Origin of the sequence: Rhizobium sp. NZLR10 (genome assembly GCF_019685125.1) — a bacterium.
GTDB lineage: Bacteria > Pseudomonadota > Alphaproteobacteria > Rhizobiales > Rhizobiaceae > Rhizobium.
Genome location: NZ_JABDWE010000014.1, coordinates 119,831 through 143,436 on the forward strand (window position 1 = coordinate 119,831; position 23,606 = coordinate 143,436).

General features: G+C 61.8%; 20 protein-coding genes and 1 riboswitch. Of the genes, 8 read left to right on the forward strand and 12 right to left on the reverse strand.

Features of this window, described 5'->3' with window-relative positions:
- Positions 1 to 41 precede the first annotated feature (41 nt).
- Both HJB82_RS21025 and HJB82_RS21030 read right to left on the reverse strand, forming a co-directional pair.
- A complete protein-coding gene (locus tag HJB82_RS21025; RefSeq protein WP_259673983.1) occupies positions 42 to 869 on the reverse strand; it encodes a hypothetical protein in 828 nt (275 codons plus the stop codon).
- A gap of 4 nt (positions 870 to 873) precedes the next feature.
- Positions 874 to 2,034, reverse strand: coding sequence for a fumarylacetoacetate hydrolase family protein (locus tag HJB82_RS21030; protein WP_207585857.1), 1,161 nt, complete (start codon positions 2,032 to 2,034; stop codon positions 874 to 876).
- 369 nt (positions 2,035 to 2,403) lie between these two features.
- On the opposite strand from HJB82_RS21030, the gene HJB82_RS21035 reads away from it, so the two are divergent.
- From HJB82_RS21035 to HJB82_RS21045, 3 genes are all read left to right on the forward strand, one after another.
- Positions 2,404 to 3,414: a Gfo/Idh/MocA family protein gene (locus tag HJB82_RS21035; RefSeq protein WP_207585858.1), complete on the forward strand. Its 1,011-nt coding sequence runs from the start codon at positions 2,404 to 2,406 to the stop codon at positions 3,412 to 3,414.
- A gap of 10 nt (positions 3,415 to 3,424) precedes the next feature.
- Positions 3,425 to 4,519, forward strand: coding sequence for a Gfo/Idh/MocA family protein (locus tag HJB82_RS21040; RefSeq protein ID WP_221141316.1), 1,095 nt, complete (start codon positions 3,425 to 3,427; stop codon positions 4,517 to 4,519).
- A gap of 131 nt (positions 4,520 to 4,650) precedes the next feature.
- On the forward strand, positions 4,651 to 5,046 hold the full coding sequence (locus HJB82_RS21045; protein WP_207585860.1) for a VOC family protein: 396 nt from the start codon (positions 4,651 to 4,653) through the stop codon (positions 5,044 to 5,046).
- 111 nt (positions 5,047 to 5,157) lie between these two features.
- Here HJB82_RS21045 and atzF read toward each other — a convergent pair whose 3' ends face one another.
- From atzF to HJB82_RS21085, 8 genes are all read right to left on the reverse strand, one after another.
- On the reverse strand, positions 5,158 to 6,963 hold the full coding sequence (gene atzF / locus HJB82_RS21050; protein ID WP_207585861.1) for an allophanate hydrolase: 1,806 nt from the start codon (positions 6,961 to 6,963) through the stop codon (positions 5,158 to 5,160).
- A gap of 1 nt (position 6,964) precedes the next feature.
- Entirely contained in the window at positions 6,965 to 10,504 is a 3,540-nt protein-coding gene (gene uca, locus HJB82_RS21055) for an urea carboxylase (RefSeq protein ID WP_207585862.1), read from the reverse strand.
- Between the two features lie 3 nt (positions 10,505 to 10,507).
- On the reverse strand, positions 10,508 to 11,158 hold the full coding sequence (locus HJB82_RS21060) for an urea amidolyase associated protein UAAP2 (RefSeq protein ID WP_207585863.1): 651 nt from the start codon (positions 11,156 to 11,158) through the stop codon (positions 10,508 to 10,510).
- Positions 11,159 to 11,170: 12 nt separating this feature from the next.
- Entirely contained in the window at positions 11,171 to 11,992 is an 822-nt protein-coding gene (locus HJB82_RS21065; RefSeq protein WP_221116214.1) for an urea amidolyase associated protein UAAP1, read from the reverse strand.
- Positions 11,989 to 12,819, reverse strand: coding sequence for an ABC transporter ATP-binding protein (locus tag HJB82_RS21070; RefSeq protein WP_207585865.1), 831 nt, complete (start codon positions 12,817 to 12,819; stop codon positions 11,989 to 11,991). The genes HJB82_RS21065 and HJB82_RS21070 overlap by 4 nt, the downstream gene beginning before the upstream one ends.
- Entirely contained in the window at positions 12,816 to 13,634 is an 819-nt protein-coding gene (locus HJB82_RS21075) for an ABC transporter permease (RefSeq protein WP_207585866.1), read from the reverse strand. Before HJB82_RS21075 ends, HJB82_RS21070 begins: the two co-directional genes overlap by 4 nt.
- A 66-nt stretch (positions 13,635 to 13,700) precedes the next feature.
- Positions 13,701 to 14,774 (reverse strand): putative urea ABC transporter substrate-binding protein, encoded by a 1,074-nt coding sequence (locus HJB82_RS21080; RefSeq protein ID WP_207585867.1) that lies wholly within the window; start codon positions 14,772 to 14,774, stop codon positions 13,701 to 13,703.
- A 73-nt stretch (positions 14,775 to 14,847) separates the two neighbouring features.
- Positions 14,848 to 14,956, reverse strand: a riboswitch (guanidine-I (ykkC/yxkD leader).
- Positions 14,957 to 15,097: 141 nt separating this feature from the next.
- The gene (locus tag HJB82_RS21085) at positions 15,098 to 16,012 is read right to left on the reverse strand and encodes a helix-turn-helix domain-containing protein (RefSeq protein WP_207585868.1); all 915 of its coding nucleotides are present in this window, start codon (positions 16,010 to 16,012) and stop codon (positions 15,098 to 15,100) included.
- Between the two features lie 86 nt (positions 16,013 to 16,098).
- Here HJB82_RS21085 and HJB82_RS21090 point away from each other — a divergent pair, with 86 nt between their 5' ends.
- The 5 genes from HJB82_RS21090 to HJB82_RS21110 all read left to right on the forward strand — a co-directional run bounded on the left by HJB82_RS21090 (position 16,099) and on the right by HJB82_RS21110 (position 22,269).
- Positions 16,099 to 17,373, forward strand: coding sequence for an extracellular solute-binding protein (locus tag HJB82_RS21090; protein WP_207585869.1), 1,275 nt, complete (start codon positions 16,099 to 16,101; stop codon positions 17,371 to 17,373).
- 66 nt (positions 17,374 to 17,439) lie between these two features.
- Positions 17,440 to 18,300, forward strand: a complete 861-nt coding sequence (locus HJB82_RS21095) for a carbohydrate ABC transporter permease (RefSeq protein WP_007637285.1) — start codon at positions 17,440 to 17,442, stop codon at positions 18,298 to 18,300.
- Positions 18,297 to 19,133, forward strand: a complete 837-nt coding sequence (locus tag HJB82_RS21100; protein WP_207585870.1) for a carbohydrate ABC transporter permease — start codon at positions 18,297 to 18,299, stop codon at positions 19,131 to 19,133. The genes HJB82_RS21095 and HJB82_RS21100 overlap by 4 nt, the downstream gene beginning before the upstream one ends.
- Before the next feature lie 12 nt (positions 19,134 to 19,145).
- Complete coding sequence (locus tag HJB82_RS21105; protein WP_221141319.1) at positions 19,146 to 20,228, forward strand: ABC transporter ATP-binding protein; 1,083 nt, start codon at positions 19,146 to 19,148, stop codon at positions 20,226 to 20,228.
- 37 nt (positions 20,229 to 20,265) lie between these two features.
- The gene (locus HJB82_RS21110; RefSeq protein WP_221141320.1) at positions 20,266 to 22,269 is read left to right on the forward strand and encodes an aldo/keto reductase; all 2,004 of its coding nucleotides are present in this window, start codon (positions 20,266 to 20,268) and stop codon (positions 22,267 to 22,269) included.
- A gap of 42 nt (positions 22,270 to 22,311) precedes the next feature.
- Here HJB82_RS21110 and cydX read toward each other — a convergent pair whose 3' ends face one another.
- Positions 22,312 to 22,434, reverse strand: coding sequence for a cytochrome bd-I oxidase subunit CydX (cydX, locus tag HJB82_RS21115; protein WP_207585873.1), 123 nt, complete (start codon positions 22,432 to 22,434; stop codon positions 22,312 to 22,314).
- Positions 22,435 to 22,447: 13 nt separating this feature from the next.
- Positions 22,448 to 23,602, reverse strand: a complete 1,155-nt coding sequence (cydB, locus tag HJB82_RS21120) for a cytochrome d ubiquinol oxidase subunit II (protein ID WP_207585874.1) — start codon at positions 23,600 to 23,602, stop codon at positions 22,448 to 22,450.
- Positions 23,603 to 23,606 lie beyond the last annotated feature (4 nt).

Here is a 23,606-nt window from a genome sequence, read left to right on the forward strand (position 1 = left end):
CGCTAAACGCTAGACTAATGGAGAACAAAGGGGGAAAGCGTTTATGCGCCCTCATCAGATAGCCAGATCCGCAATTGGCCGACGGGCTTGAAACCCAGCTTTTTCATTTCGTCTAGCACTTCACCGCGATCATATCCGACAAGGGGCAAATCGGCTGCAAAAGCGATAGTAGCCAATGAAATTGCATCATGGAAGGCCTGAGGCGTACCAGCCAAACTAAAAATATTGGAGATGCCTACAACCTGCGGCGATCGATTTGCGATGCATCCCGCATCAAAGCCGTCGCCGGCCAATCGACCGTAGATGTGCATGTCGGGATCGGAAAGCAGGGCAGGTGTGAAGACGTTGGCATCGGTCGGGCTACCAGACTCTTTCCAGGAACGTTCCCAGCGATCCAGCGCTGCCGCCTCGCGAACGCGTACCCAACCTTGAGGCGCACTCGATGAGCTTTTATGAGGTTCAACCCAAATCCATGATGCGGAAAACAACAACCGGAACCCGTTGTTGTTGAGATCTAGCTTGGAAAAGCCGTCTTTGATACCAGGTCGCCGTCCTAGCCGATCTGTCAGCCGATCGATTTCAATCAGCTGCTCCTGTGTTGCATCCCGGTCGAGTGTCGTCATGTTGGAATAGTATGGAGGTGCGATTGCATCACTTGACCAAAACGCACTGGTTCGCTGATCAGGCAATCCATGGGCACGGAATATTGCCCGGTACAAGTCGGCATTGTTAGCGGCACAAAACCGCACTTTTTCTTCATCTGAGCGTTTCGGGATACCGCTTTGTAAAGAGCTATCTGTCAAAGCAAACCTGTTGATCAGAGCGGCTGACACCAAGCCGATACATTTCGCGACAAGCTGTGCGCTCAATAACTTATAGCAATCCGCGCTTCGCCAGATTGCGCATCAGCGCCGAAATGCCGAAGGTCCAGGGTGGGCATTCGGTGGAGAGACGCACAGTGTTGACGAGGGCGCCGAGCCCTGCCGAGGAGATCTCGACGACATCGCCGATCTTGTGAGTGAAGCCCTGCTTCTGCGCGTCGCGGTCCTGCGTCGGCGCAAACAGTGTGCCGAGGAAAAGCATGAAACCATCCGGATATTGATGATGGGGGCCAAGCGTCTGCTTGACGAGATCGGTCGGGTCGCGGCTGATCTGCGACATCGAACTCTTGCCGTGCAGCACGAAACCGTCCTTGCCCGACACCTTCAGGTCGAGTTCGGCTTTGCGCACATCATCGAGGCCGTAACCGGCATCGAATAGCCGGATGAAAGGACCGATCGAGCAGGAGGCGTTGTTGTCCTTGGCCTTGCCGAGCAGCAGTGCCGAACGCCCCTCGACATCGCGCAGGTTGACGTCGTTGCCGAGCGTCGCCCCCTTGATTTCGCCGCGGCTGTTGACGGCGAGCACGATTTCCGGCTCGGGATTGTTCCAGGTCGAGATCGGATGCAGGCCGACATCAGCGCCCCAACCGACGGAAGACAGCACGGGCGCCTTGGTAAAGACTTCGGCATCGGGACCGATGCCGACCTCGAGATATTGCGACCACATGCCCTCGTCGATCAGGGCCTGCTTGACCTTGGCGGCTTCCTGTGAACCAGCCTTCAGATTGGTGAGGCTGCCGCCGATCAGCGTGCTGACGCGCTCACGGATCGAGGCGGCGCGTTCCGGATTGCCGGCGGCCTTTTCTTCGATGACGCGCTCGATCATCGACTGAGCGAAGGTGACGCCGCAGGCCTTGACTGCCTGCAGGTCAACAGGCGCAAGCAGATAGGGACGCGCTTCATCCGGTGCTCCGGAGCTGTTGGCGGCGATCTCCTCCACGGAGCCGACCGCCTTGCCGCCTGCAGCGCGGACAAAGGCGGCGGCATCCTGTCTCTCGAGCAGGGCGCTCAGCGTCGGCGCTTCGCGCGACGTGATGTCGACCAGCACTCCGTCGCGAAGTGTCACGACGCTCGGCCCGCCAACCTCGGGATTCCAGATGCGGCCGACAAAAAGACCGGCCGAAGCGGCAGCATCGAAAAGGGGATGAGACATGGCAATCTTCCATCACAGGCGAGCGGGGAGCGCTCTTTAAAATTTTTCGGAGTCGTTGCCGCTCTCCAGCCCAGCGGCGGCCGAAATCGATCACATTCATGGAGATCGAGCAAGATACGGCTAGGAAAAAGACTTTCACGTGAGCGGATCGAACGGCGACCTTCTGGCGGATTGCAATCGCCGAAAGCACGCAAAATAACTATTTAGATACAAAATAATCATTATACTTCATATACTTAATTCATGACATGGCCGTTTTCGCCTCTTGTCTTGTCTTGACAGACGCCAGCTTTCGTTATCTGTTTTGCCCGACATGGAGGAGGCTGGCCTCGGCGGGCCGGATGAACATCCCAGGAGGATATTGCAGCGATGTTGAGATTTGCCGTCGTCGGAATCGACCATGGGCACACGTTCGATCACGTGAAGGGATTGCTTGCCTCAGGCGGCGAGTTCGTCGGCTATTGCCCGCAGACTTCGGTGCCGGCATTGCGCGAGGCCTTCGAGAAGACCTATCCCGACGTGCCGCAGATCGACCGGGAAAAGCTGTTCGAGGATCCGTCGATCGATGTCATCTGCATTGCCGCGATCCCACGTGACCGCGCCGGGCTTGCCGTCCGCGCGATGAGGTCGGGCAAGGATGTGATGACCGACAAGCCCGGCGTGACGACCTTCGCCCAACTGGAAGAGGTCAGGCGGACCGTCGCCGAGACCGGCAAGATCTTCTCGATCTGCTTTTCCGAGCGTCATTGCGTGCGCTCCGCTGTCAAGGCCGGCAAGCTTGTCGCCGAAGGCGCGATCGGCAAGGTGATCCAGACGCTCGGCGTCGGCCCGCACCGGCTGCAGCTCCCGACCCGACCGGACTGGTTCTTCGATCCCGAAGCCTTCGGCGGCATCATCGTCGATATCGCCTCGCATCAGGTCGACCAGTTCCTGTTCTATACCGGCTCGATCACAGGCGAGGTCATCGCAAGCTCGATCGGCAATTTCGGCATGCCCGACAAGCCTGATTTCCAGGATTTCGGCGAGGTGCTGCTGCGCTCCGACCGAGCGGCGGGTTATGTTCGCGTCGACTGGTTCACCCCGGAGGCGTTGCCGACCTGGGGCGACGGCCGCCTCACCATCCTCGGCACCGAAGGCTATATCGAACTACGCAAATATATCGATATTGCCGGCCGGCCGGGCAAGGATCACCTGTTCCTGGTCAACGGCAAGGAGATGACCCACATCGATTGCAGCGATGAAAAGCTCGACTATTTCGATGCTTTCACCGCCGATGTCGGCAATCGCACGCAGACGGCGATGACGCAGGATCACGTTTTCGAAGTCTGCCGCCTTTCGCTTGAAGCCCAGACGAAAGCCGCGCGGATCGGCGCTCGCTGAGGAGGATATCATGACCAGGAAATTGCGCGTCGGTGTCATCGGCGCAGGCATCGCTGCGCGGCATCTGGCCGGCTTCGGCTGGAACGAGGAGCTTTTCGAGGTTCCCGTGCTCTGCTCGCTCGACGAGGAACGCGGCAGGGCTCTGTGCGAGGAGTACGGCATCGGCGAGTATACGCAGGACGCAGATTCGCTGTTTGCCCGTGATGATCTCGATATCATCGACATTTCGACGCCGCCGAGCTCGCATTTCGAACTCTGCCGCAAGGGCATCGAATCCGGCAAGCACGTCATCTGCGAGAAACCGCTGTTCGGCTCGATCGCCGAGGTCGACGAGATGGGCCGCATCCTCGCCCGTTTCCCCGGCAGGAAGCTGATGCCGATCTTCCAGTATCGTTATGGGTCTGGCCTGCAGAAGCTGAAGCTGCTGATCGAAAGCGGCCTCGCCGGCAAGCCGTTCCTGACGACGATCGAGACCCATTGGTGGCGCGGCCCGGATTATTACGCCGTGCCGTGGCGCGGCAAATGGGCGACTGAACTCGGCGGCGGCCTTCTCGGCCATGCGATCCACGCCCATGACATGCTGAACTATGTGCATGGTCCCTGCGCTGAAGTGTTTTCCTATGGCGCGACACTGGTCAACCCGATCCAGGTCGAAGATACGGCAGCGCTTTCGGTCAAGATGCAGAATGGCTCGCTGGCGACGCTGTCGATGACGCTCGGCTCGCGCAAGGAGATCTCGCGGTTGCGCTTCTGCTTCAGCGATCTCGTCGCCGATAGCATCCTCGAACCCTATACGATGGGCCGCGATCCCTGGGTCTTCACCGCAGGAACGGAGGACCATCAGGCGCGGATCGACGCGGCGCTCGCCGCATACGTGCCCGGCGAGGACGGCTATACCCGTCAGTTCGAGCTCTTCCATAAGGCGATCGTCGAGGATACTGCGCCGCCGGTGACGCTACAGGATGCCCGCAATTCGCTGGAGCTGGTGACGGCCGCCTATTTCTCGCAGCGCACCGGTCAGCCAACGCCGATGCCGATTGCCGCCGATCATCCGCTCTATCGATCCTGGCTTCCGGAAGCAGAGCGGCGCGCGGCTGCCGGCTAGAACAGGATGATTTCAGGCCGAATCGGCCTGAAATCTGAATCCTCTTCTAAATTAAATAGTTAGAGCATGATGTTGTCCGAAAACCGCTCACACTTTTCGGCATCATGCTCTGAGCAGGGAAGGGCGCTCTCATGCTGAAATCCTTCGAACATGTCGGCATGACGGTGAGCGACATGGACCGCACTGTGGTTTTTTACTGCGGCCTGCTCGGCCTGCGCCTGCATCTGCGCAAGGTCATGGCCGACGGCTCTGAGATCGCCTTCCTCGATGCCGGCGGCGGCATGCTCGAAATCTTCGCACCGGCGGGCGGTGCGGCAAGGGCAGTGGATGTGCCGGAGGCTACCGCCGGCCTGCGTCATCTGACCTTCCTGTTCGAAAATGTCGACCAGACCTTCGCCCGGCTGGAAATGGCCGGCGTCGAGATCAAGGAGCGGCCGCGCCTGGCAATCAATGCCGAGGTGCTTCACAAGGTTGCCTTCCTGCGCGATCCCGACGGCATTCAGATCGAACTTGCCGAGAAACGGTAAGCCGTCAGCGCAAGCCGGGTCTGCCGATCGCCCTGGTTCGCGCGGTCAGCCCCGTCAGGAGATGCGCAACCAGCCGCTTGAACATCCGTCGCCATTCTTCGCTCCTCACGCTCAGCTCGCCAACTTGACGCGAATATAGCTCCGCCAGCCGCCGAGCGAGGTGATGTCTTCGGCGCCGTTCACCGCATGTGCCTCGCAAAGAAAACCGGAAACGCTCGTGCCATCGTCGAGCGCCACCTTTCCGATGCCGAGCGGCGCCGGGATCTTCTGGACGAAGCGGCCGAAGGCATCGGCCGGCAGTGCCCAGATCTCAACCTCCAGACCGCGGCCCTTGTGGCCAGGTTCACGGATGAGGCCTGGCTTCGGCGGCACCGTGTCCGGCAGCACGAAGAGACGGTATTCGCCAGTCGTGTTGCAAGTCTTGATCAGCCGACCGCCGGCGCCGGTCAGCTCATGATTGAGCGGCATGCCGGTCAGATGCGCGCCGACCACGACGATCTCGACGAAGCCGTCATCGACAGCCGCAACACGGCTGGCTTCGGGGATGGCCGCCTGCCGGTCGATGCCCAGTCCGGAGCGTGCCGCGCGATGCAGCGCATCGGCGAGCGGCGCCAGCGCATCGTCGGTAAAAGCAGACGCGATCACGGTAACGCCGCCCGGCAAACCGTCTTTTCCGAAGCCAGCCGGAACGGCGATCGCCGCGCAATCGAGCAGGTTGACGAAATTGGTGTAACGACCGAGACGGCCGTTCAGCACCACAGGATTGGCGAGCATGTCAGCGACCGTGTAGGTGGTCGGTGCGGTCGGCAACAGAAGAACGTCCGCCTTTTCCCATTCGGCTTCGGTCTTGCGGCGCAGTTCTTCCAGCCGGTAGCGGCCATTGAAGGCCTCGACCGCGGTCTTGCCCCTGGCGCCCTCGATAATCCCCCGCACCGTCGGATCAAAATCGGCCGCATTCGTGGCGAGGAAGGTCTCGACCGCCGCAAGGCGCTCGGCGACCCACGGCCCGTCATAAAGGAGAGCGGCGGCCTCGCGGAACGGCGCGTAATCGAAAGGCACGATGGTCGCGCCGAGCACTCTGGCCCGCTCGATCGCCTGGTCGTAGAGCGCCTCCACCTCCTTGTCGCCGAAGAACTCACGCTCGGCGTCGGTGAGGACGCCGATGCGCAACCTCGACACCGGCAGGTTTGCCGGCTTGGCGCGACGGGAGAAAGGATCGGCGGCATCGAGGCCTTCGGCGACAGTGCGGATCGCAACGCCGTCACCGACGGTCGCGGCAAAGATCGTAATGCAGTCCATGCTCTTGCAGGCCGGAACGACGCCGGTGTTCGGCAGAAGGCCTGGGGTCGGCTTGATGCCGACCAGATTGTTGAAGGCGGCAGGCACGCGGCCGGAGCCCGCCGTATCCGTGCCGAGCGCGAAGGCGGCCAGGCCGGAGGCGACCGTGACCGCAGATCCGGAGCTCGAACCGCCTGAAATATAGGCCGCATCGAAGACCGAACGCGGTGCGCCATAGGGCGAGCGTGTCCCGTTGAGGCCGGTCGCGAACTGGTCGAGGTTGGTCTTGCCGATGATGATGGCGCCGGCCGCCTTCAGCCGCGCAACGACGGTGGAGTCCGCTTCCGGCCGATACTCATAAGCCGGGCAGGCGGCGGTCGTCGGCAGGCCGGCGGCATCGATATTGTCCTTCACCGCAAAGGGCACGCCCCAGAGCGGCAGGCTGTTTGCCTCAGGCGCGCGCGTCATCAAGGCTTTCGCGGCAGCGCGCAGCTCTTCGTCGGGCACCGGCGTGATGAAGATCGCCGCATCCTTCGAGGCGGCGCGGCGCGTTATCACCTCTTCGATGGCATCGAGCGGCGTCAGGCCGGATTGATAGGCGGCGCGAAGGCTTGAGAGATCGAGAATGGTCGGCAGCATGTCAGCATTCCTCCAGGACGACGATAATATCGCCGGCTTTGACGTTTCTTCCCGGCCCGGCGCGCAGATCGCGGACGCGGCCTGGCGCATGGGCGGTGACGTTGATTTCCATTTTCATCGATTCGATGATCGCAAGTGTATCGCCGGCCGCAACCGGGGTGCCCGGCTCGACCAGCAGTTTCCAGATATTGCCGGGCACTGCGCTGGCGACGCCGAAGCAGCCGTCCGGAATATCTCCATCCGGGCTTTCGCCGGCGCCTTCGTCGGTGACGAAGCTGTCGAGGCCTGCTTCCTTCCAGCGCTGGCGTTCGGCATCGAAGGCTGCCTGCTGCATCGTCTTGAAGCGGCCGATCGACACCGAATTCGCCTGCAATTCCTTCTCATAGGCGGCATAGGAGAATTCGGTCTCCTCGATCCTGATGGGATAGCCGCCATGCGGGAAGGCGGCGCGCGCCTCCGTCAGTTCCTGGTTACTGACCGGGAAGAAACGGATCTGGTCGAAGAAGTTCAGCAGCCAGGGCTTGCCCCTTGCAAAGGCCGGCGTCTCCCGCCAGGTGTTCCAGACCTGGATGGTGCGGCCGAAGAGCTGGTAGCCGCCCGGCCCCTCCATGCCGTAGATGCACATATAGGCGCCGCCGATGCCGACGGCGTTCTCAGGCGTCCAGGTACGGGCCGGATTGTACTTCGTTGTGACGAGGCGGTGGCGCGGATCGGTCGGGGTCGCAACCGGCGCCCCGAGATAGACATCGCCGAGACCGAGCACGAGGTAACTCGCATCGAAGACGATGTCGCGCACCGCCTGCTCGTCGGGAAGACCGTTGATACGGCGGATGAACTCGATATTCGACGGACACCACGGCGCGTTCGGGCGCACAAGCTCCTGATACTTCCGCATCGCAAGCTCCGCATCCGGATCGTTCCAAGAGAGCGGCAGATGCACGATGCGGCTCGGCACCTTGACATCCTGCGCCGCCGGCAGCGTCGCTTCGATCTCGGAGAGCAGCCCGAGCAGCCGCTTTCGCGTCAGTGTCGTGCCGTCATAATGGATCTGCAACGAACGGATGCCGGGCGTCAGATCGACGACGCCGGGAAGACGGGCCTCGACGATCGCCTGCATCAGCAGATGCACCCGCAGCCGGAGCGCAATATCGAGCGTCATCGGCCCATATTCGACGAGCAGATTGTCGTCGCCCTGGCGGCGATAGACGACGGAAACCGGGCCGTCCTCCCTGATACCGACGATCGGCGAACCCGTCTCTTCCGCGACCCGCCGCACTGCCGGGCCGGCCATCGGGTCTTCCGGCCGCGCCACGGCGTGGAAACGGATACGGTCGCCGGGCTTGAACTGGCCCATTTTCCACTGTTCGTCGCGAGCGATCACCGCCGGGCAGACGAAGCCGCCAAGGCTCGGGCCATCGGGGCCAAGAATGATCGGCATGTCGCCGGTGAAATCGATCGCCCCGATCGCATAGGCATTGTCATGCAGGTTGGACGGGTGCAGTCCGGCCTCGCCGCCATCGCGGCGCGCCCATCGCGGGGCGGGACCGATGAGGCGCACACCGGTGCGGGCGCTGTTGAAATGCACCTCGTAGGCTGTCGAGAACAGCGTCTCGATATCGCCATCCTCGAAGAAGTCAGGTGCGCCATGCGGGCCATAGACGACGCCGACATCCCATTCGCGTGTCAATGCGGCTGGCTCCGTCGCTGGCGTCGCCGGTTCGGCCGGCGCCTGCCGGTCGAAATGCAGCACATGGCCCGTCTTCAGCGTGCCGGTGGCGTTGCCGCCGAACTGACCGAGGCCGAAAGTCGCCCGGGAGCCGAGCACAACAGGCGCGGCAAAACCGCCGGCGACTGCGAGATAGGCGCGCTGCCCCGGCCCTTCGATCGTGCCGATCGACAGAACTTGGCCAGCCCGGATCGTCACCGGCTCGTCATGCGGTACTTTTACGCCATCGCATGCCATTGGCATCCGGGCACCGGCCAGCGCGATGGTCTGCTCGGCATAAAACCTGAGCGTCGGGCCGGAGACCGTCAACTCCAGTGCGGCCGTCACATCGGCATTGCCGACCAGGCGATTGGCATGACGGAAGGAGCGCTCGTCCATCGGACCGCTCGGCGGCACACCGACATGCCAGAGGCCGAGCCGGCCCGGCAGTTCCTGGATGCTCGATTGCGCGCCAGGCGTGAGAACCTCGACGACATCGGGAACGAAGGCGAAGTCGCGCAGCGCCGTCGTCGCCACCTTGGCGCCGGCAAGCAGTTCGGAAGCGGCGATGGTTCTGAGATAATCGAGATTGGTCTCGATGCCTGATATCGATGTCGCCGCAAGTGCTACCTTCAGCTTTTCGATCGCCGCAGGCCGGTCCTCCGCCGCCACGATCAGCTTGGCGAGCATCGGATCATAGAAGGGCGTCACCTCGGTTCCCGTCTCGATCCAGCCGTCGACGCGGGCACTTTCCGGGAAGATAACCTCAGTCAGCAGGCCGGCGCTCGGGCGGAAATCGGCATGCGGCATCTCGGCATAGATCCGCATCTCGATCGCCGCACCCTTCGGCGACAGCGCCTCGGCGCCCGAGAGCACGTCCTCGCCCGCCGCCTGCCGGATCATCCATTCGACGAGATCGATGCCGAAGACGGCTTCCGTCACCGGATGCTCGACCTGCAGGCGGGTATTGACCTCGAGAAAATAGAATTCCTCGCGCTGGGGATCGTAGATGAATTCGACCGTGCCGGCGGATTCATACGAGACCGAGCTTCCCAGATCGACCGCCGCCTTGTGCAGCCGCACTCTGGTTTCGGCGGAGAGGCCGGGGGCAGGGGTCTCCTCGACCACCTTCTGGTTCCGCCGTTGCAGCGAGCAGTCGCGTTCGCCGAGCGCGATCACCCTGCCCTTGCCGTCGCCGAAGATCTGCACCTCGACATGGCGCGCTTCGGCAACGAAACGCTCGATATAGACGCGGGCATCGCCGAAGCTGGCCCGCGCGGTCCTCTGCACGCTTTCGAAGGAGGCCTTCAGGGCCGCCGCATCGGCGCAGAGCTGCATGCCAATGCCGCCGCCGCCGGCCGTGCTCTTCAGCATGACGGGGTAACCGACAGTCTCGGCCGCCGAAAGCGCCGCCTCAACGCTCTGCAACAGATCGGTGCCGGGCAGCAGCGGTACGCCGCTCGCTTTCGCCAGTTGGCGCGCCGTATGCTTCAGGCCGAAGGCCGACAGCTGCTCCGGCCGCGGGCCGATGAAGGCGATACCTTCGGCGGCGAGCCGCTCGGCAAAGCCGATATTCTCCGAGAGGAAACCGTAACCCGGATGCACGGCTTGCGCTCCCGTCGCCTTGCAGGCCGCGATGACGGCATCGACGTTCAAATAGCTTTCGGCAGCTGGCGCTGGACCCAGGCGTACGGCTTCGTCGGCAGTCAGCGCCGGCTTCGAGAAGCGATCGGCATCGGAATAGACGGCGACCGAGGCAATGCCCATCCTCTTCAATGTGCGGATGACCCGGACAGCGATTTCGCCGCGATTGGCGATAAGGACCTTGGTGAACATCGATCAGTCCTCGCCATCCCAGATCAGCACCCGGATCGGCGTCGGATCGAAGCCGTTGCAGGGATTGTTGATCTGCGGGCAGTTGGAGATGACGCAGAGCACATCCATCTCCGCCACCAGTTCCACATAGTCACCCGGTGCGGAAATGCCGTCGACGATGGTCATCTCGCCGTTCGGCTTGATAGGCACATTCATGAAGAAGTTGATGTTCGGCACGATGTCGCGCTTGCTCATGCCGTGCCTGGTCACTTCGAGCACGAAATTGTCGCGGCAGGCATGCAGGTATTTCGTGCCGTGGCCGAAACGCACGGTGTTGCTCTCGCAGGAGCAGGCGCCGGCTGATGTGTCGTGCCGGCCGCAGCTGTCGGCCGTCATGACAAGCATGACGTTGCCTTCATTCGATATGATCTTCGTGCCGGTGCCGATATAGGCGCCACCCTGCGCCCGCATCGTATCCTGGTTGGAGTAACGCTCGGCAAAGTCATTGGCGCGATAAAACAACGTGTCGATCGCCTGCTGGCCGTAGCTGTCCTCGATGCGGATCGTCTGACCTTTGCGCACGATGCCGGACCATGGCGCTTCGGCCGGAATGAAATGATCCTGCACGGCATTTTCGAGGCGGCGCGATGCGGCGGTCTTGATGAAATCGGTCATCGGCATCCCTCCTCAGGCCAGCATCGATGCGTTGTTCTCGAAGCCGCGAAAGGCTTCGGCGGTCGCCGTGCGCGAGAGGTCGTCGGCTGCGGGCACAGGTGACCGAAAGCGCGTGACGATCACCGGCTTCGGCTGATAGACCGGGTCGGGATCGAGCGGATGCGGGCAATTGGAGAAGCCGACGATCATGTCCATCTCGGCGCGCAGCTCGGCATAATCGCCGCTGTTGGAAAGCTTGCCGCGCCAGTGGAAGCCGCCGTCATCGTCGACGCGGACGGGGGCGAAGAGATTGAGAATCGCCGGAATGTCGCGCCTGGCAAGGCCGAGTTTTCCGGTGATGAGCACGAGATTGTCGCGGGTATTGCGGGTCTTGACGCCGGGGTATCTGGCGGCGTTGGAGGCAGCCGTCGATCCGCCCATCAGGCAGTCATGGGCGCCGGAACTGTCCTCGATCAGCGAAAACATCACCCGGCCCATATCCGAGAAGATGACGCGACCCTTGCCGAGCGCCGTCGTCCACTGCACCTTGACCGTATCGACGAGGTTGAGTCTTTCGCTGGTGTCGGCGGCATTCCAGGCAACGAGCGCCACGGTCGAGCCGCCTTCGCCCTGATCGATGCGGATGGCCTCGCCGCGCTTCAGCGCTGTCGACCAGTACCAGCCGCCGGGGATGGTTTCCTGGTGGATGATCGCGGCCGCATCGATTGTGGACACGGGCAGGGGGCTCGGCGCCGGCAGGGCCTTCGGCGCAAATTCCAGCCCCTTCTTCTGATGTTCCTCGTAACGCTGCCGGTTGGCGGCGATCTCTTCGGGCGAACGCCTTACATGCATCATGGTTTTTCTCCTGACGGACTGGAAGCCGGGTCGTCCCGGCGAAGGCCCAGAGAAATGACCGGGCCGTCCCGGTCGGGGCTGAAGATGGAGGGCGTGCCGGCAAGCCTCGGCGGCCAGATCGAAATGTCCTTGGTGATCGTCGCGCCGTAGCGCTCCTTCTCCTCCGGGCGGTCACGCCGGCGCTCGAAGGCGACGACGCGCGTCGCCAGCGTGAAGGCCTCGCGCATATCGTGCGTCACCATGACGACGGTCATCTGCGTTTCGTGCCAGAGGCGCTTCATCAATGTGTGAATCTCGGCGCGGATGCCGGGATCGAGTGCGCCGAAGGGCTCATCGAGCAGCAGCACTTTCGGCTTCATGATCAGCGCCTGCGCCAGCGCCAGGCGCTGCTGCATGCCGCCGGAAAGCTGCGCCGGATATTTGTCCTCGGCGCCGGAAAGGCCGACTTCGGCAATCAGCCGCCGCGCCTCGTCGACGGCGCTGCGCCGGGCGGCGCCGAAAACCTTGGCCTTGTAACGGGAAGCGGAGAATTCCCGCCCGAGCAGGACATTGCCGAGCACGGTCAGATGCGGGAAGACGGAATAGCGCTGGAAGACGACGCCGCGGTCCGGCCCCGGCTCCTGCGGCAGCGCTTCACCGTCGAGCCGGATTGTGCCCCGTGTCGGCCGCTCCTGGCCGAGCAGCATGCGCAGAAACGTCGTCTTGCCGCAGCCGGACGGACCGACAAGGGCGACGAAGGAACGCGAGGCGACGGTCAGCGACACGTCTTCGAGCACGATCTGGTCGCCATACTCCTTCCAGACCTTTTCGATCACCAGTTCGCTCATGCCTGCTTCTCCAGCTCAGACCAGGGGAAGACGGCGATGCGGATGCGATCGAGGACATAATTTATGATCACGGCGAGCAGCGTGATCCAGACGACATAGGGAAAGATAATGTCCATCGAGAGATAACGGCGCACGAGGAAGATGCGGTAACCGAGGCCGGAATCCGACGAGATCGCCTCGGCCGCGATCAGGAACAGCCAGGCGGGACCGAGCTGAAGCCTGAGACAGGTGATCAGCCGGGGCAGGATCTGCGGCAGCACGACGCGAAGGCCGATCTGCCAGGAGGAGCCGCCGAGCGTTTCCGCCTTGACGATCTGTTCGCGCGGCAGTTCCAGCGCCTTCAGCGCAAGGTCGCGGATCATCGTTGGCGCGACGCCGATCACGATCAGCGCGATCTTGGAGGCTTCGCCGAGCCCCATGGCGATAAAGAGGATCGGCAGCAGCGCCAGCGGCGGCACCATCGAGATGACGGCGACAAAAGGGGAGAGCAGCGCCCTGAGATAAGGCAGCATGCCAATCAGCATGCCGATGACAAGGGCAGTGATCGTGGAGATGCCGAGGCCGGCAAACAGCCGGATCAGGCTCGCGCCGGTATCGGACCACAGCAAGTATTGGCCGGTGCGCGGATCGGCGATGAAGGCCAGGCGGTCGATCGCGTCGGCAAAACCGGCAAGACCGGGCAGCAGCTTGTCGTTGGTGTTTTCCGCCAGCCGTGCCGCCGAGCCGAAAGTGTAGGCAACGATCAGCAGCACGAAGGGCAGCAGCGTCAAGGCAAGCTGTGCGCCCCGGCTCGGCCTCGTGTTGATCCAGCGCATGGGGAAAGCTCCGCTGATGAAAGGTTGGGCGGCGCGGGCAGGGCCGCGCCGCTGCTTGGACATCGCTCAGAGCGAACTGTCGGCGGCCGCCTTCATGTAGGTCTCGGTGAAGCGCAGCTTGACGTTGCCGCTGTCGCCGAGAACCTTGCCGTCAGGCATCTCGATGCCGATGACGTCTGCCGACGGCGCGCCATTGCCGAGCAGGCCCTTCTCGAACAGGAAGTTGCGGACGAGATCCATGGTCTTCGGCAGGCTGCCCGAGGCGGTGAAAGCAACGGCATCGGTCGGCTTGGCAAACAGCTTGGTGGCTGCAAGCTGGGATTCGAAGCCCTTGAGATCGGTGCCCGATGCCTGGCCCATCGCCTCGCGCGCAGCCTTGCCGTCGGCACTGTCGGCGGTCAGGAGCGCTGCGGTCTCATACCAGATGCCGGCGAGCGCCTTGCCGAAATTCGGATTGTCCTTCAGCACGCCGGTGTTGGCGACCATCAGATCGATGATCTCGCCTGGCACCTGCGAGCTGTCGAAGACTTTCTTGGCCGTGGGGTCCTCGAGTATGGTCGAGACCAGCGGGTTCCAGGTGACGACCGCGGTTACGTCAGCCGTCTTGTAGGCAGCGACCATATCGGCATCGGAGGTGTTGACCACCTTGACGTCGCGCTCGGTCATCTTGATGCTTTCGAGCGCGCGGGCCAGCAGATAGTGCGAGACGGAGAATTCTACGAGATTGACGTTCTGGCCTTTGATGTCGGCAAGGCTCGCCTTGTCCTTGAGGATGACGGCATCATTGCCGTTCGAGAAGTCGCCGACGATCACGGCTGTCGTATCGACGCCACCGGCAGCCGGGATCGACAGGCCGTCCATATTGGTGAGGGTCACGGCATCGAAGGCGCCGGCGGTGTACTGGTTCATCGATTCGACGTAGTCGTTGAACTGGGTGACCTCGATCTTGATGCCGTATTTGTCGGCCCATTTCTTGACGATGCCGTGATCGGCCGCGTAACCCCACGGCATCCAGCCTACATAGATCGACCAGGCGACCTTGAAATCGGTCTTCTGTTCGGCCTTCGCGATGGAGCTGAGCCCGAGCGTCAGGGAGGCCGTCAGCGCGGCCATCGATAGGATCTTCGAAAAGGTCTGCATTGAAATTCCCCTTTGCTTTTCTTCAAAAGGGATCGGCAATGACCATCGTGCCGCCAATCCCTTGGCTTACGAGGTCTCCCGGGCTTTTATCCCGCCGTGCACCCGACGGGATGTCTCCCCCGCCGGTGGCAGCTCTCGGACCAGCCGCGCCTTGCGACGCCGGAACCCTAGCCACCAACTCTGCAACTATCGAAGCAAAGTGCGTGCCAAACCATAAATCATTGATTTTATTGAGAGGGCGCTGGCATCATCTCTCACAGAAAATGCATAGTGCATGCACTTGCACAGAAAATGTGCGCATTCTGCCGCCGCCTTAGGCGCTGCTAGTTTCGGAAGGCGCCGGCGGGAACCGTCGTCACCAGTCGGATATCGCGGCGGAAGTCCGATGGCGACATGCCGGCGATGTGGCGGAAGGATTTATTGAAGGCGCTGATCGAGCCGAAGCCGCTGTCCATTGCCACCTGCAGCACGTTGGCGCCCTCGCTCATCAGCATCGCCTGGGCGCGCGACAGCCGCAGCAGCGTCACATATTTGCTGAGCGTCATACCCGTCGATCGCTTGAACAGGTTCATCGCATATTTCGGATGCAGGTCGGCAGCGCGGGCGATATCGACCGAATCGATGTCGTGCAGGAAATTGGCGGCGATGAAATCGCACATGCGGGCGACGCTGCGCGAAGAATGCGAATGCGGATGATCACCGTCGAGATTGATGGCTTGCGACGTCATCGAATAGGGTTCGAGCGCGATACGCTCGATGCGCAGCAGCAGTTCGTCGACGGCATGCTGGGCCTTGGCGGGATTGCCTGAGTTGGCATAACGGAACCAGCGGGCGAAATTGTCGACGTCGGCGGCATCCGTTGCCGAAGTCAGCAGTGTCTCGCCCTTCATCAGCCGACTGGAAATGCTGATCGGCAGGCGCAGCCGGAAGAAATAGACGAGCGGCAGATGCGCGCCGGCATAGAGCGAATCATCGGAGGATTCGTCCATCTGATGCGGCTGCCCACCCCAGAAGAGACACATTTCACCGGCGTTCAGCCGGAATTCGTGGTCGCTCATGCGATAGTGGACGCTTCCGCGAATCACGTAGTTGACCTCGACCTGCGCGTGCCAGTGCGGCATCGCCATCACCGGCGGGTGGGCATGAAACATTTGCAGCGCCGTCGGCGACCCCTCGATGCTGCTCGCTCCGGGCTGATAGATTGCCCGCACGCCAACCTTACTTTCCGCCAAATTCATATTCCCTTTTTAGGAGACAGCCGCTCCCTGACAGTTAGTTTAACCGGGTTCGTGAAAGGACGGCAATTGAAAAGGGAGGATTTTCAATGCGCTTCAAACTTCTGGCTGCCACCGCAGCTGTCGCACTGCTTGCTTCCGGCTCCGCATTCGCGCAGTCGGCCAATCTGACCATCTGGAGCTGGAATGTCGCTGCGTCGGCATTGAAGTCCACGCTTCCAGGCTTCAACAAACAGTTCCCCGATATCAAGATCACCGTCGAGGACCTTGGAAACAGCCAGGTTTTCGACAAGACGCTCGCTGCCTGTGCAGCCGGCGGCGACGGCCTGCCTGACATCGTCAGCATCGAAAATTTCGAGGCTGAAATCTTCTGGAGCCGTTTCCCGGATTGCTTCGCCAATCTGAAGGAACTCGGCTACACGCCCGAGATCCAGGCGAAATTCCCCGATTTCAAGCGTACCGAGCTTGAGGTCGGCGACGTCGCCTATGCCATGCCCTGGGATTCCGGTCCTGTCGCCGTCTTCTACCGCCGCGATCTCTACGAAAAGGCGGGCGTCGATCCGAGCACGATCAACACCTGGGACGATTTCATCGCCGCCGGCAAGAAGATTTCCGCCGCCAATCCCGGCGTCGTCATGGCGCAGGCGGATTTCAACGGCGACAGCGAATGGTTCCGCATGCTCGCCAACGAACAGGGCTGCGGCTATTATTCGACCGATGGCCAGAATATCACCATCAACCAGCCAGCCTGCGTCGCCTCGCTTCAGAAGGTGAAGGAAATGAAGGACGCCGGCACGCTGACGGCGGCCAACTGGGACGAAAAGATCCAGGCCAATACCGCCGGCAAGGCCGCAAGCCAGTTGTATGGCGGCTGGTATGAGGGCACAGTGCGCTCGACCTCTCCCGATCTCAAGGGCAAGTGGGGCGTCTACAAGATGCCGAGCCTGACGGCCGACGGCCCGCATGCGGCCAATCTCGGCGGTTCGTCGCTCGCCATTTCGGCAACCTCGGCAAACAAGGAAGCAGCCTGGAAATTCGTCAACTACGCCCTCGGCACGAATGAGGGCCAGATCACCATGCTGAAGGAATTCGGCCTGGTGCCATCGCTGCTTTCGGCTGAAAAGGACCCCTTTATCAGCGAACCGCAGCCCTATTGGGGCGGTCAGAAAGTCTGGGCCGATATCCTGGCGACGCTGCCGAAGATCGTGCCGAGCCGCGGCACCGCTTTCCAGAGCGACGCCGAAGCCATCTTCAAGGCAACGCAGACGAAATTCTTCGCCGGCGGTTATCCCGATGCGAAGGCAGCCCTCGACGATGCCGCCAAGCAGATCGCTTCGGCGACCGGGCTTCCAGTGGCACAATGAATGACGATGCCGGGCGTTTCAGGCGCCCGGCGTTTCCCGGTCATTCGTTCGTGAGGAGGAGGCTTGATGCCGTTCAGAACCCGGAGCGCCTATGCGTTCCTTGCACCCTATCTGCTGGTCTTTGCCACCTTCTGGGTCTGGCCGATCATCAATTCGTTCCTGATTTCTTTTCAGAACACCCGCATCAACCCGTGGAAATACAGTTTCCAGGCCAATTGGGGGCGGCTGTTCTACGACCCGGCCTTTTACAATGCCCTTTATAACACGCTGATCATCCTGGTGATCCAGGTGCCGGTCATGATCGGCCTTGCGACCGTCATGGCCGTGATGCTCAATTCGCCGCTCTTGAAAGCGCGCCCGCTCTTCCGCTTTGCTTTCTTTGCTCCCGTCGTCGTCGGCGAGGTCGCCTATGCAGCGGTATTCCGGCTGATGTTCAGCCTCGATTTCGGCATCATCAACAAGCTGATCTCCGCCGTCGGCCTCAGCCCGGTGTCCTGGTTCGACAATGCCAATGCCGCCATGGCGCTGATCATCCTCGCCGTCACATGGCGCTGGGCCGGCTATAACGCCATCATCATCCTTGCCGGCCTGCAGTCGATTCCGGACGATGTCTACGAGGCAGCGACGCTCGACCGGGTGAGCAAGGTACAGCAGTTCTTTCATATCACCCTGCCGCTTCTGAAACCGATCATCCTCTTCTGTGTGGTGCTCTCGGTGATCGGCACCATGCAGCTCTTTACCGAGCCTTTCCTGATTACCAATCGCGGTGGTCCGGGCGGCGGCACGGAGACCCTTGGCCTGTTGCTCTACCGCCAGGGCTTTACCTCGTTGAACTTCGGCTATGCCTCGGCGATCGCCTATACGATGGCGGCCCTGGCCGTGGTCATCTCGCTTCTCAATCTCTGGGTCGGGAGGGATCCGAAATGAAATCCAGGTCGCAATCCCTTCTCATGCGCCGGATCGCGCTGCACGCCGCACTGGCGCCGCTTGCGGTAATCTGGCTGTTTCCACTTTGGATGATGTTCGTCTTCTCGACCATGCCCGACAACGGCATCTTCAGTCCCGACATCGTGCTCTGGCCATCCACCAACTTCATCGAGAATTTCAAGAACCTGCAGGCCGATACCGATTTCGTCGGCGCCATGGTGATTTCCGTCGGCGTCGCGATCATCTATACTTTCCTGTCGGTGATGCTGACCTCGATGGCAGGTTGGGCGTTGGCGCGATACCGTTTCGTCGGCCGCTCCATCGTCATCGCCATCATCATCGGTACGATCACGCTGCCTTTCTCCGTGGTGGTCATCCCGCAATTCATCATGGTGGCGCGCGAATTCCGCCTCGCCAACACCTGGGTGGCGCTGATCGTGCCGCCACTGTTCAACTCGCTCGGCGTGCTGTTCATGCGCCAATCCTTCTCGATGATGCCGGGTGAGCTTTTCGATGCGGCCCGCGTCGAGGGCGTCAAGGAATGGCAGATCTTCCTGCGCATCGCCCTGCCGCTGGCGCGCCCGACCATGGCGGCCTTGGCGATCATCCTCTTCCTCGCCTCGTGGAACAACTACCTCTGGCCGCTCCTCATCAATTCCAGACCGGGAATGATGACGGCGCCGGTGGCATTGGGAACGCTGATCGGCCTCACCAAGGTCTCCTGGGGCGGCATCATGGCTGGAGCAGTGCTGCTAACGGCGCCGATCCTCGTCATCTTCGTGGCTCTCCAGCGCCATTTCATCGCCGGCATCGCGGCCGGCGCAATCAAGTAAACGGGGAGCTGCATGGCAGAGCTTTCACTCAGCAATATCGTCAAGCGCTTCGGCGGCTTTGAGATCATCCATGGCGCCAATCTGGAGGTGAAGGACGGCGAATTCGTCGTCTTCGTCGGCCCGTCCGGCTGCGGCAAATCCACGCTGCTGCGGATGATCGCCGGTCTCGAGGACATCACCTCCGGCGAGCTTCAGATCGGTGGCAGGATCGTTAATGACGTCGAGCCCGCCGATCGCGGCATCGCCATGGTTTTTCAGTCCTATGCGCTCTATCCGCACCTGACCGTCGAAGAAAACCTGAGCTTCGGCCTGCGGATGAACGGCAATCCGAAGGCCGATACCGAGCGGCGCGTGAGCCATGTCGCCGAGATCCTGCAAATCACCGAGCTGATGAAGCGGCGGCCGAAGCAGCTTTCCGGCGGTCAGCGCCAGCGAGTTGCGATCGGCCGCGCCATCGTCCGCGAACCGGAGGTGTTCCTGTTCGACGAGCCCTTGTCAAACCTCGATGCCGAACTGCGCGTGCAAATGCGTGTCGAGATTTCCAGGCTGCACAAGAAACTCGGCACGACGATGATCTACGTCACCCACGACCAGACGGAGGCGATGACACTCGCCGACCGGATCGTCGTGTTGCGCGCGGGCAATATCGAGCAGATCGGCGCACCGCTCGATCTCTACGACGATCCCGCCAACCAGTTCGTCGCCGGCTTCGTCGGATCGCCGAAGATGAATTTCCTGAAGGCCGTGGTGGTCGAGACGCAGCCGGGCAGGGCGGTGATCGCGCTGGAAAGCGACACCAACATGCGCCTGCCGCTGCCCGTCGCCGATCCGATCGACGCCGGTGCGAAGGTGACGCTTGGCATCCGTCCCGAACATTTCGTCGATGCGGGTATGGGCGATGCCGATCTCACCGTCGCGATCGACGTCGCCGAACATCTCGGTAACACCAGCTATATCTATGCCGCGATCGGGTCCGAGCAGTTGATCATCGAGCGGCCGGAATCGCGCGTCGCCGGCAATCGCGAGACGCTGATGGTCGGCCTTCCCGCCAGCCGCACGTTCCTTTTCGACAGGGCCGGCAAACGGCTTCGCTAAACCACAATCCCAAGGCAGAAAGACGAAAGAGGTTTCTATGACTTCCGATCAACCGATCCGCTGGGGCATCATCGGCCCCGGCACCATCGCCCGCACCTTTGCTGACGGCGTCGCCCATTCGCGTACCGGCAAACTGGTGGCAATCGCCACCCGTAATCCGTCCAAGCCGGGACTTGCAGAAAACTTCCCCGGCGCCCGCATCGTCAATGGTTATGAGGCGCTGCTTTCCGACCCGGAGGTCGATGCGGTCTATATCTCCGTGCCCCATACCGGCCATGCCGAATGGGCGATCAAGGCCGCGCGCGCCGGCAAACATATCCTCGTCGAGAAGCCGATCGCACTTTCGGCCTATGATGCCGAAGCCGTCTATTACGAAGCCAAGAAGGCCGGCGTCTTTGCCGGCGAGGCCTTCATGTACCGCGTGCATCCGCAGACGGAAAAGCTGATCGAACTCATCAAGAGCGGCGTCATCGGCACTGTCCGCATCATCCGCTCGAGCTTCGGCTTCAACATGGGCAGCTATAAGCCGGAACACCGGCTTTTCGCCAACGATACTGCCGGCGGCGGCATTCTCGATGTCGGCGGTTATCCAGTCTCGATGGCGCGGCTGATCGCCGGCGCCGCAGAGGGCAGGGCCTTCCTCGAACCGGAGAAGGTTTCGGGCGTTGCCCATCTGGGACAGAGCGGCGTCGATGAATGGGCGTCCGCCGTGCTCAAATTCCCGAACGAGATCATTGCCGAAGTCTCCTGCTCGATCATGGCGCAGCAGGATAACGTCTTGCGCATCATCGGCTCCGAGGGCCGGATCGAAGTCGCCGACTTCTGGTTCGCCTCCGGCCACAAGGGTGGCGTCGGCAAGATCGAGATCTTCAAAGGCGGCAAGCAGGAGACAATTGAGGTCAGGGAAGACCATTGGCTCTATTCCTTCGAGGCGGATGCGGCGGGTGATGCCATCCGGGCCGGCAGAACCGAATTCAGTTCACCCGGCATGAGCTGGGCGGATTCGATCGGAAACCTGCGCGTGCTCGACCAGTGGCGCGCCTCTGTCGGCCTCGAATATGGCGTCGAAAAAGCGGAGACACGCACGGCCAACATTGCCGGCGGCGCGGTGACGCGGGGCAACAGCATTCCGCAGCGCCAGATACCCGGCATTTCCAAGCCGGCCTCGGTCGTGACCCTCGGCTTCGAGTTCTTCCCGAACTTCGCCGCCGCCTCGCTGACGCTCGACGCCTTCTATGAGGCCGGCGGCAATGTCTTCGATACCGCCTATGTCTACGGGGCCGGCAAGACGGAAGCGATCTTCGGCGACTGGCATACCAGCCGCAAGGTGCCGCGCGAAGAGATGGTGCTGATTGGCAAAGGCGCGCATTCGCCGCTCTGCTATCCCGATATGATCGCAAAACAGCTCGACCAGTCGCTCGCCCGACTGAAGACCAACTATGTCGATATCTACTTCATGCATCGCGACAATACCGACGTGCCGGTCGGCGAATTCGTCGATGCCATGGATGCCGAGGTCAAGCGTGGCCGCATTCGTGGTATTTTCGGCGGTTCGAACTGGACGCGGGCGCGTTTCGATGAAGCGATCGCCTATGCCGAAAAGACCGGCAAGGCGGCGCCGGCGTCGCTTTCCAACAACTTCTCGCTCGCCGAGATGCTCGATCCGATCTGGGCCGGCTGCGTCGCCGCGTCCGATGACGATTGGAAGAAATGGCTGAACGAGAAGCAGATCCCGAACTTTGCCTGGTCGAGCCAGGGCCGCGGCTTCTTTACCGATCGTGCCGGCCGCGACAAGCGAGACGATGAAGAGATCGTGCGGGTCTGGTATTCCGAGCGGAATTTCGGTCGCCGCGACCGTGCCATCGAACTGGCCAACAAGCTCGGCCGCAATCCGATCCACGTCGCGCTTGCCTATGTGATCGCCCAGCCCTTCCCCGTCATACCGCTGATCGGGCCGCGCACCGTCGCCGAATTGGAAGACAGTCTTTCCGCGCTCGACATCCGGCTGACGCCCGAAGAGGTGAAGTGGCTGGAAGGCTGATGAAGAGAAAAGGGCGCGGTTCAAGCCGCGCCCTTTCCATATCTACTTCAGCGTCTCGGACGCCCTCTTTCTGGCTGCGTCGTCCATCAGCTCATACCACATGGCGTTGAGGACGGCGAAAGCGGCTGCCAGCGGCAGGCCGAGGATCCATGCAAAATACCACATCGTTTCGTCTCCCTTAGTAAGCGTGGCTGTTTTTGTCGGTGACGGATTTCTCGTCGACCTTGCCCCATAGAACTTTGTAGACCCAGGCCGTGTAGGCAAAAATGATCGGCAGGAAGATCGCCGACACCACCAGCATTATGAACAGCGTCATATGGCTGGAGGATGCATCCCAGACCGTCAGGCTCGATCGCGGATCGAGCGAGGAGGGCAGGATGAACGGGAACATCGAGAGGCCAACCGTCGAGATGATGCCGAAGATCGCCACCTTGCTGAAGAGCAGCGTCATTACCTCGCGCCTTGCCCGCATGGCAATGAAGGCCAGAGCCGCGCCCGCAAAGCCGAGGACGGGTGCCGCGATCATCCACGAATGGGCGCTGTAATTGGCAAGCCACGCGCCTTTCTCCAGCGACACGGTCTTCAAGAGCGGATTGGAAGGCCCGATGGTGCTGATATCGCTGGTGATGCGGTAACCGCCAACGCCGATCCACAGGAAGAGGCCGCCAAGCGCGAAAAGCACGATGGCGGCAAGGGCGGCGATGCTGCCATAACCTCTGGCACGCTCGGCAACCGGGCCACTTGCCTTCAGTACCAGCCAAGCTGCGCCATGCATCGTCAGCATGGCTAGGGAAAGCAGGCCGCAGAGCAGCGCATAGGGGTTGAGCAGAGCAAAGAACGAGCCTTCGTAGAAGATCCGCATGTCGTCGGCAAAGCGGAAGGGCACGCCCTGCAGCACATTGCCGACAGCAACGCCGAAGATCAGCGACGGCACGAAGCCTCCGATGAAGAGCGCCCAGTCCCAGCCGGTGCGCCAATTGGCGCTTTCGCGCTTCGACCGGTATTTGAATCCGACGGGGCGTAGGATGAGCGCGAAGAGGATCGCGAACATCGCCAGATAAAAGCCCGAGAAGGAAACCGCATAAAGCGGCGGCCAGGCGGCGAAGATGGCGCCGCCGGCGAGGATCAGCCAGACCTGATTGCCTTCCCAAGTGGCGCCGATGGTGTTGATCGCCACGCGCCGTTCCGTATCGGTCCGGGCGACGAAAGGCAGAAGCGTGCCGACGCCGAGATCGAAGCCGCCCGTCGTCGCAAAGGCGATCAGCAGCACGCCGAGCAGCACCCACCAGATGAGACGCAGGGTGTCGTAATCGAGGAGTTCGTGAAGGATCATGGCG

Excerpts from the sequence above, each read along its gene's own strand:
- HJB82_RS21095 (WP_007637285.1), top strand. The coding sequence starts at position 17,440 with ATGCCGTTCAGAACCCGGAGCGCCTATGCGTTCCTTGCACCCTATCTG.
- HJB82_RS21045 (WP_207585860.1), top strand. The coding sequence starts at position 4,651 with ATGCTGAAATCCTTCGAACATGTCGGCATGACGGTGAGCGACATGGAC.
- HJB82_RS21090 (WP_207585869.1), top strand. The coding sequence starts at position 16,099 with ATGCGCTTCAAACTTCTGGCTGCCACCGCAGCTGTCGCACTGCTTGCT.
- cydB (WP_207585874.1), bottom strand. The coding sequence starts at position 23,602 with ATGATCCTTCACGAACTCCTCGATTACGACACCCTGCGTCTCATCTGG.
- HJB82_RS21060 (WP_207585863.1), bottom strand. The coding sequence starts at position 11,158 with ATGACCGATTTCATCAAGACCGCCGCATCGCGCCGCCTCGAAAATGCC.
- HJB82_RS21085 (WP_207585868.1), bottom strand. The coding sequence starts at position 16,012 with ATGAATTTGGCGGAAAGTAAGGTTGGCGTGCGGGCAATCTATCAGCCC.
- HJB82_RS21110 (WP_221141320.1), top strand. The coding sequence starts at position 20,266 with ATGACTTCCGATCAACCGATCCGCTGGGGCATCATCGGCCCCGGCACC.
- uca (WP_207585862.1), bottom strand. The coding sequence starts at position 10,504 with ATGTTCACCAAGGTCCTTATCGCCAATCGCGGCGAAATCGCTGTCCGG.
- HJB82_RS21075 (WP_207585866.1), bottom strand. The coding sequence starts at position 13,634 with ATGCGCTGGATCAACACGAGGCCGAGCCGGGGCGCACAGCTTGCCTTG.
- atzF (WP_207585861.1), bottom strand. The coding sequence starts at position 6,963 with ATGCTGCCGACCATTCTCGATCTCTCAAGCCTTCGCGCCGCCTATCAA.
- HJB82_RS21080 (WP_207585867.1), bottom strand. The coding sequence starts at position 14,774 with ATGCAGACCTTTTCGAAGATCCTATCGATGGCCGCGCTGACGGCCTCC.
- HJB82_RS21040 (WP_221141316.1), top strand. The coding sequence starts at position 3,425 with ATGACCAGGAAATTGCGCGTCGGTGTCATCGGCGCAGGCATCGCTGCG.
- HJB82_RS21105 (WP_221141319.1), top strand. The coding sequence starts at position 19,146 with ATGGCAGAGCTTTCACTCAGCAATATCGTCAAGCGCTTCGGCGGCTTT.
- HJB82_RS21070 (WP_207585865.1), bottom strand. The coding sequence starts at position 12,819 with ATGAGCGAACTGGTGATCGAAAAGGTCTGGAAGGAGTATGGCGACCAG.
- HJB82_RS21100 (WP_207585870.1), top strand. The coding sequence starts at position 18,297 with ATGAAATCCAGGTCGCAATCCCTTCTCATGCGCCGGATCGCGCTGCAC.
- HJB82_RS21065 (WP_221116214.1), bottom strand. The coding sequence starts at position 11,992 with ATGATGCATGTAAGGCGTTCGCCCGAAGAGATCGCCGCCAACCGGCAG.
- HJB82_RS21030 (WP_207585857.1), bottom strand. The coding sequence starts at position 2,034 with ATGTCTCATCCCCTTTTCGATGCTGCCGCTTCGGCCGGTCTTTTTGTC.
- HJB82_RS21035 (WP_207585858.1), top strand. The coding sequence starts at position 2,404 with ATGTTGAGATTTGCCGTCGTCGGAATCGACCATGGGCACACGTTCGAT.
- cydX (WP_207585873.1), bottom strand. The coding sequence starts at position 22,434 with ATGTGGTATTTTGCATGGATCCTCGGCCTGCCGCTGGCAGCCGCTTTC.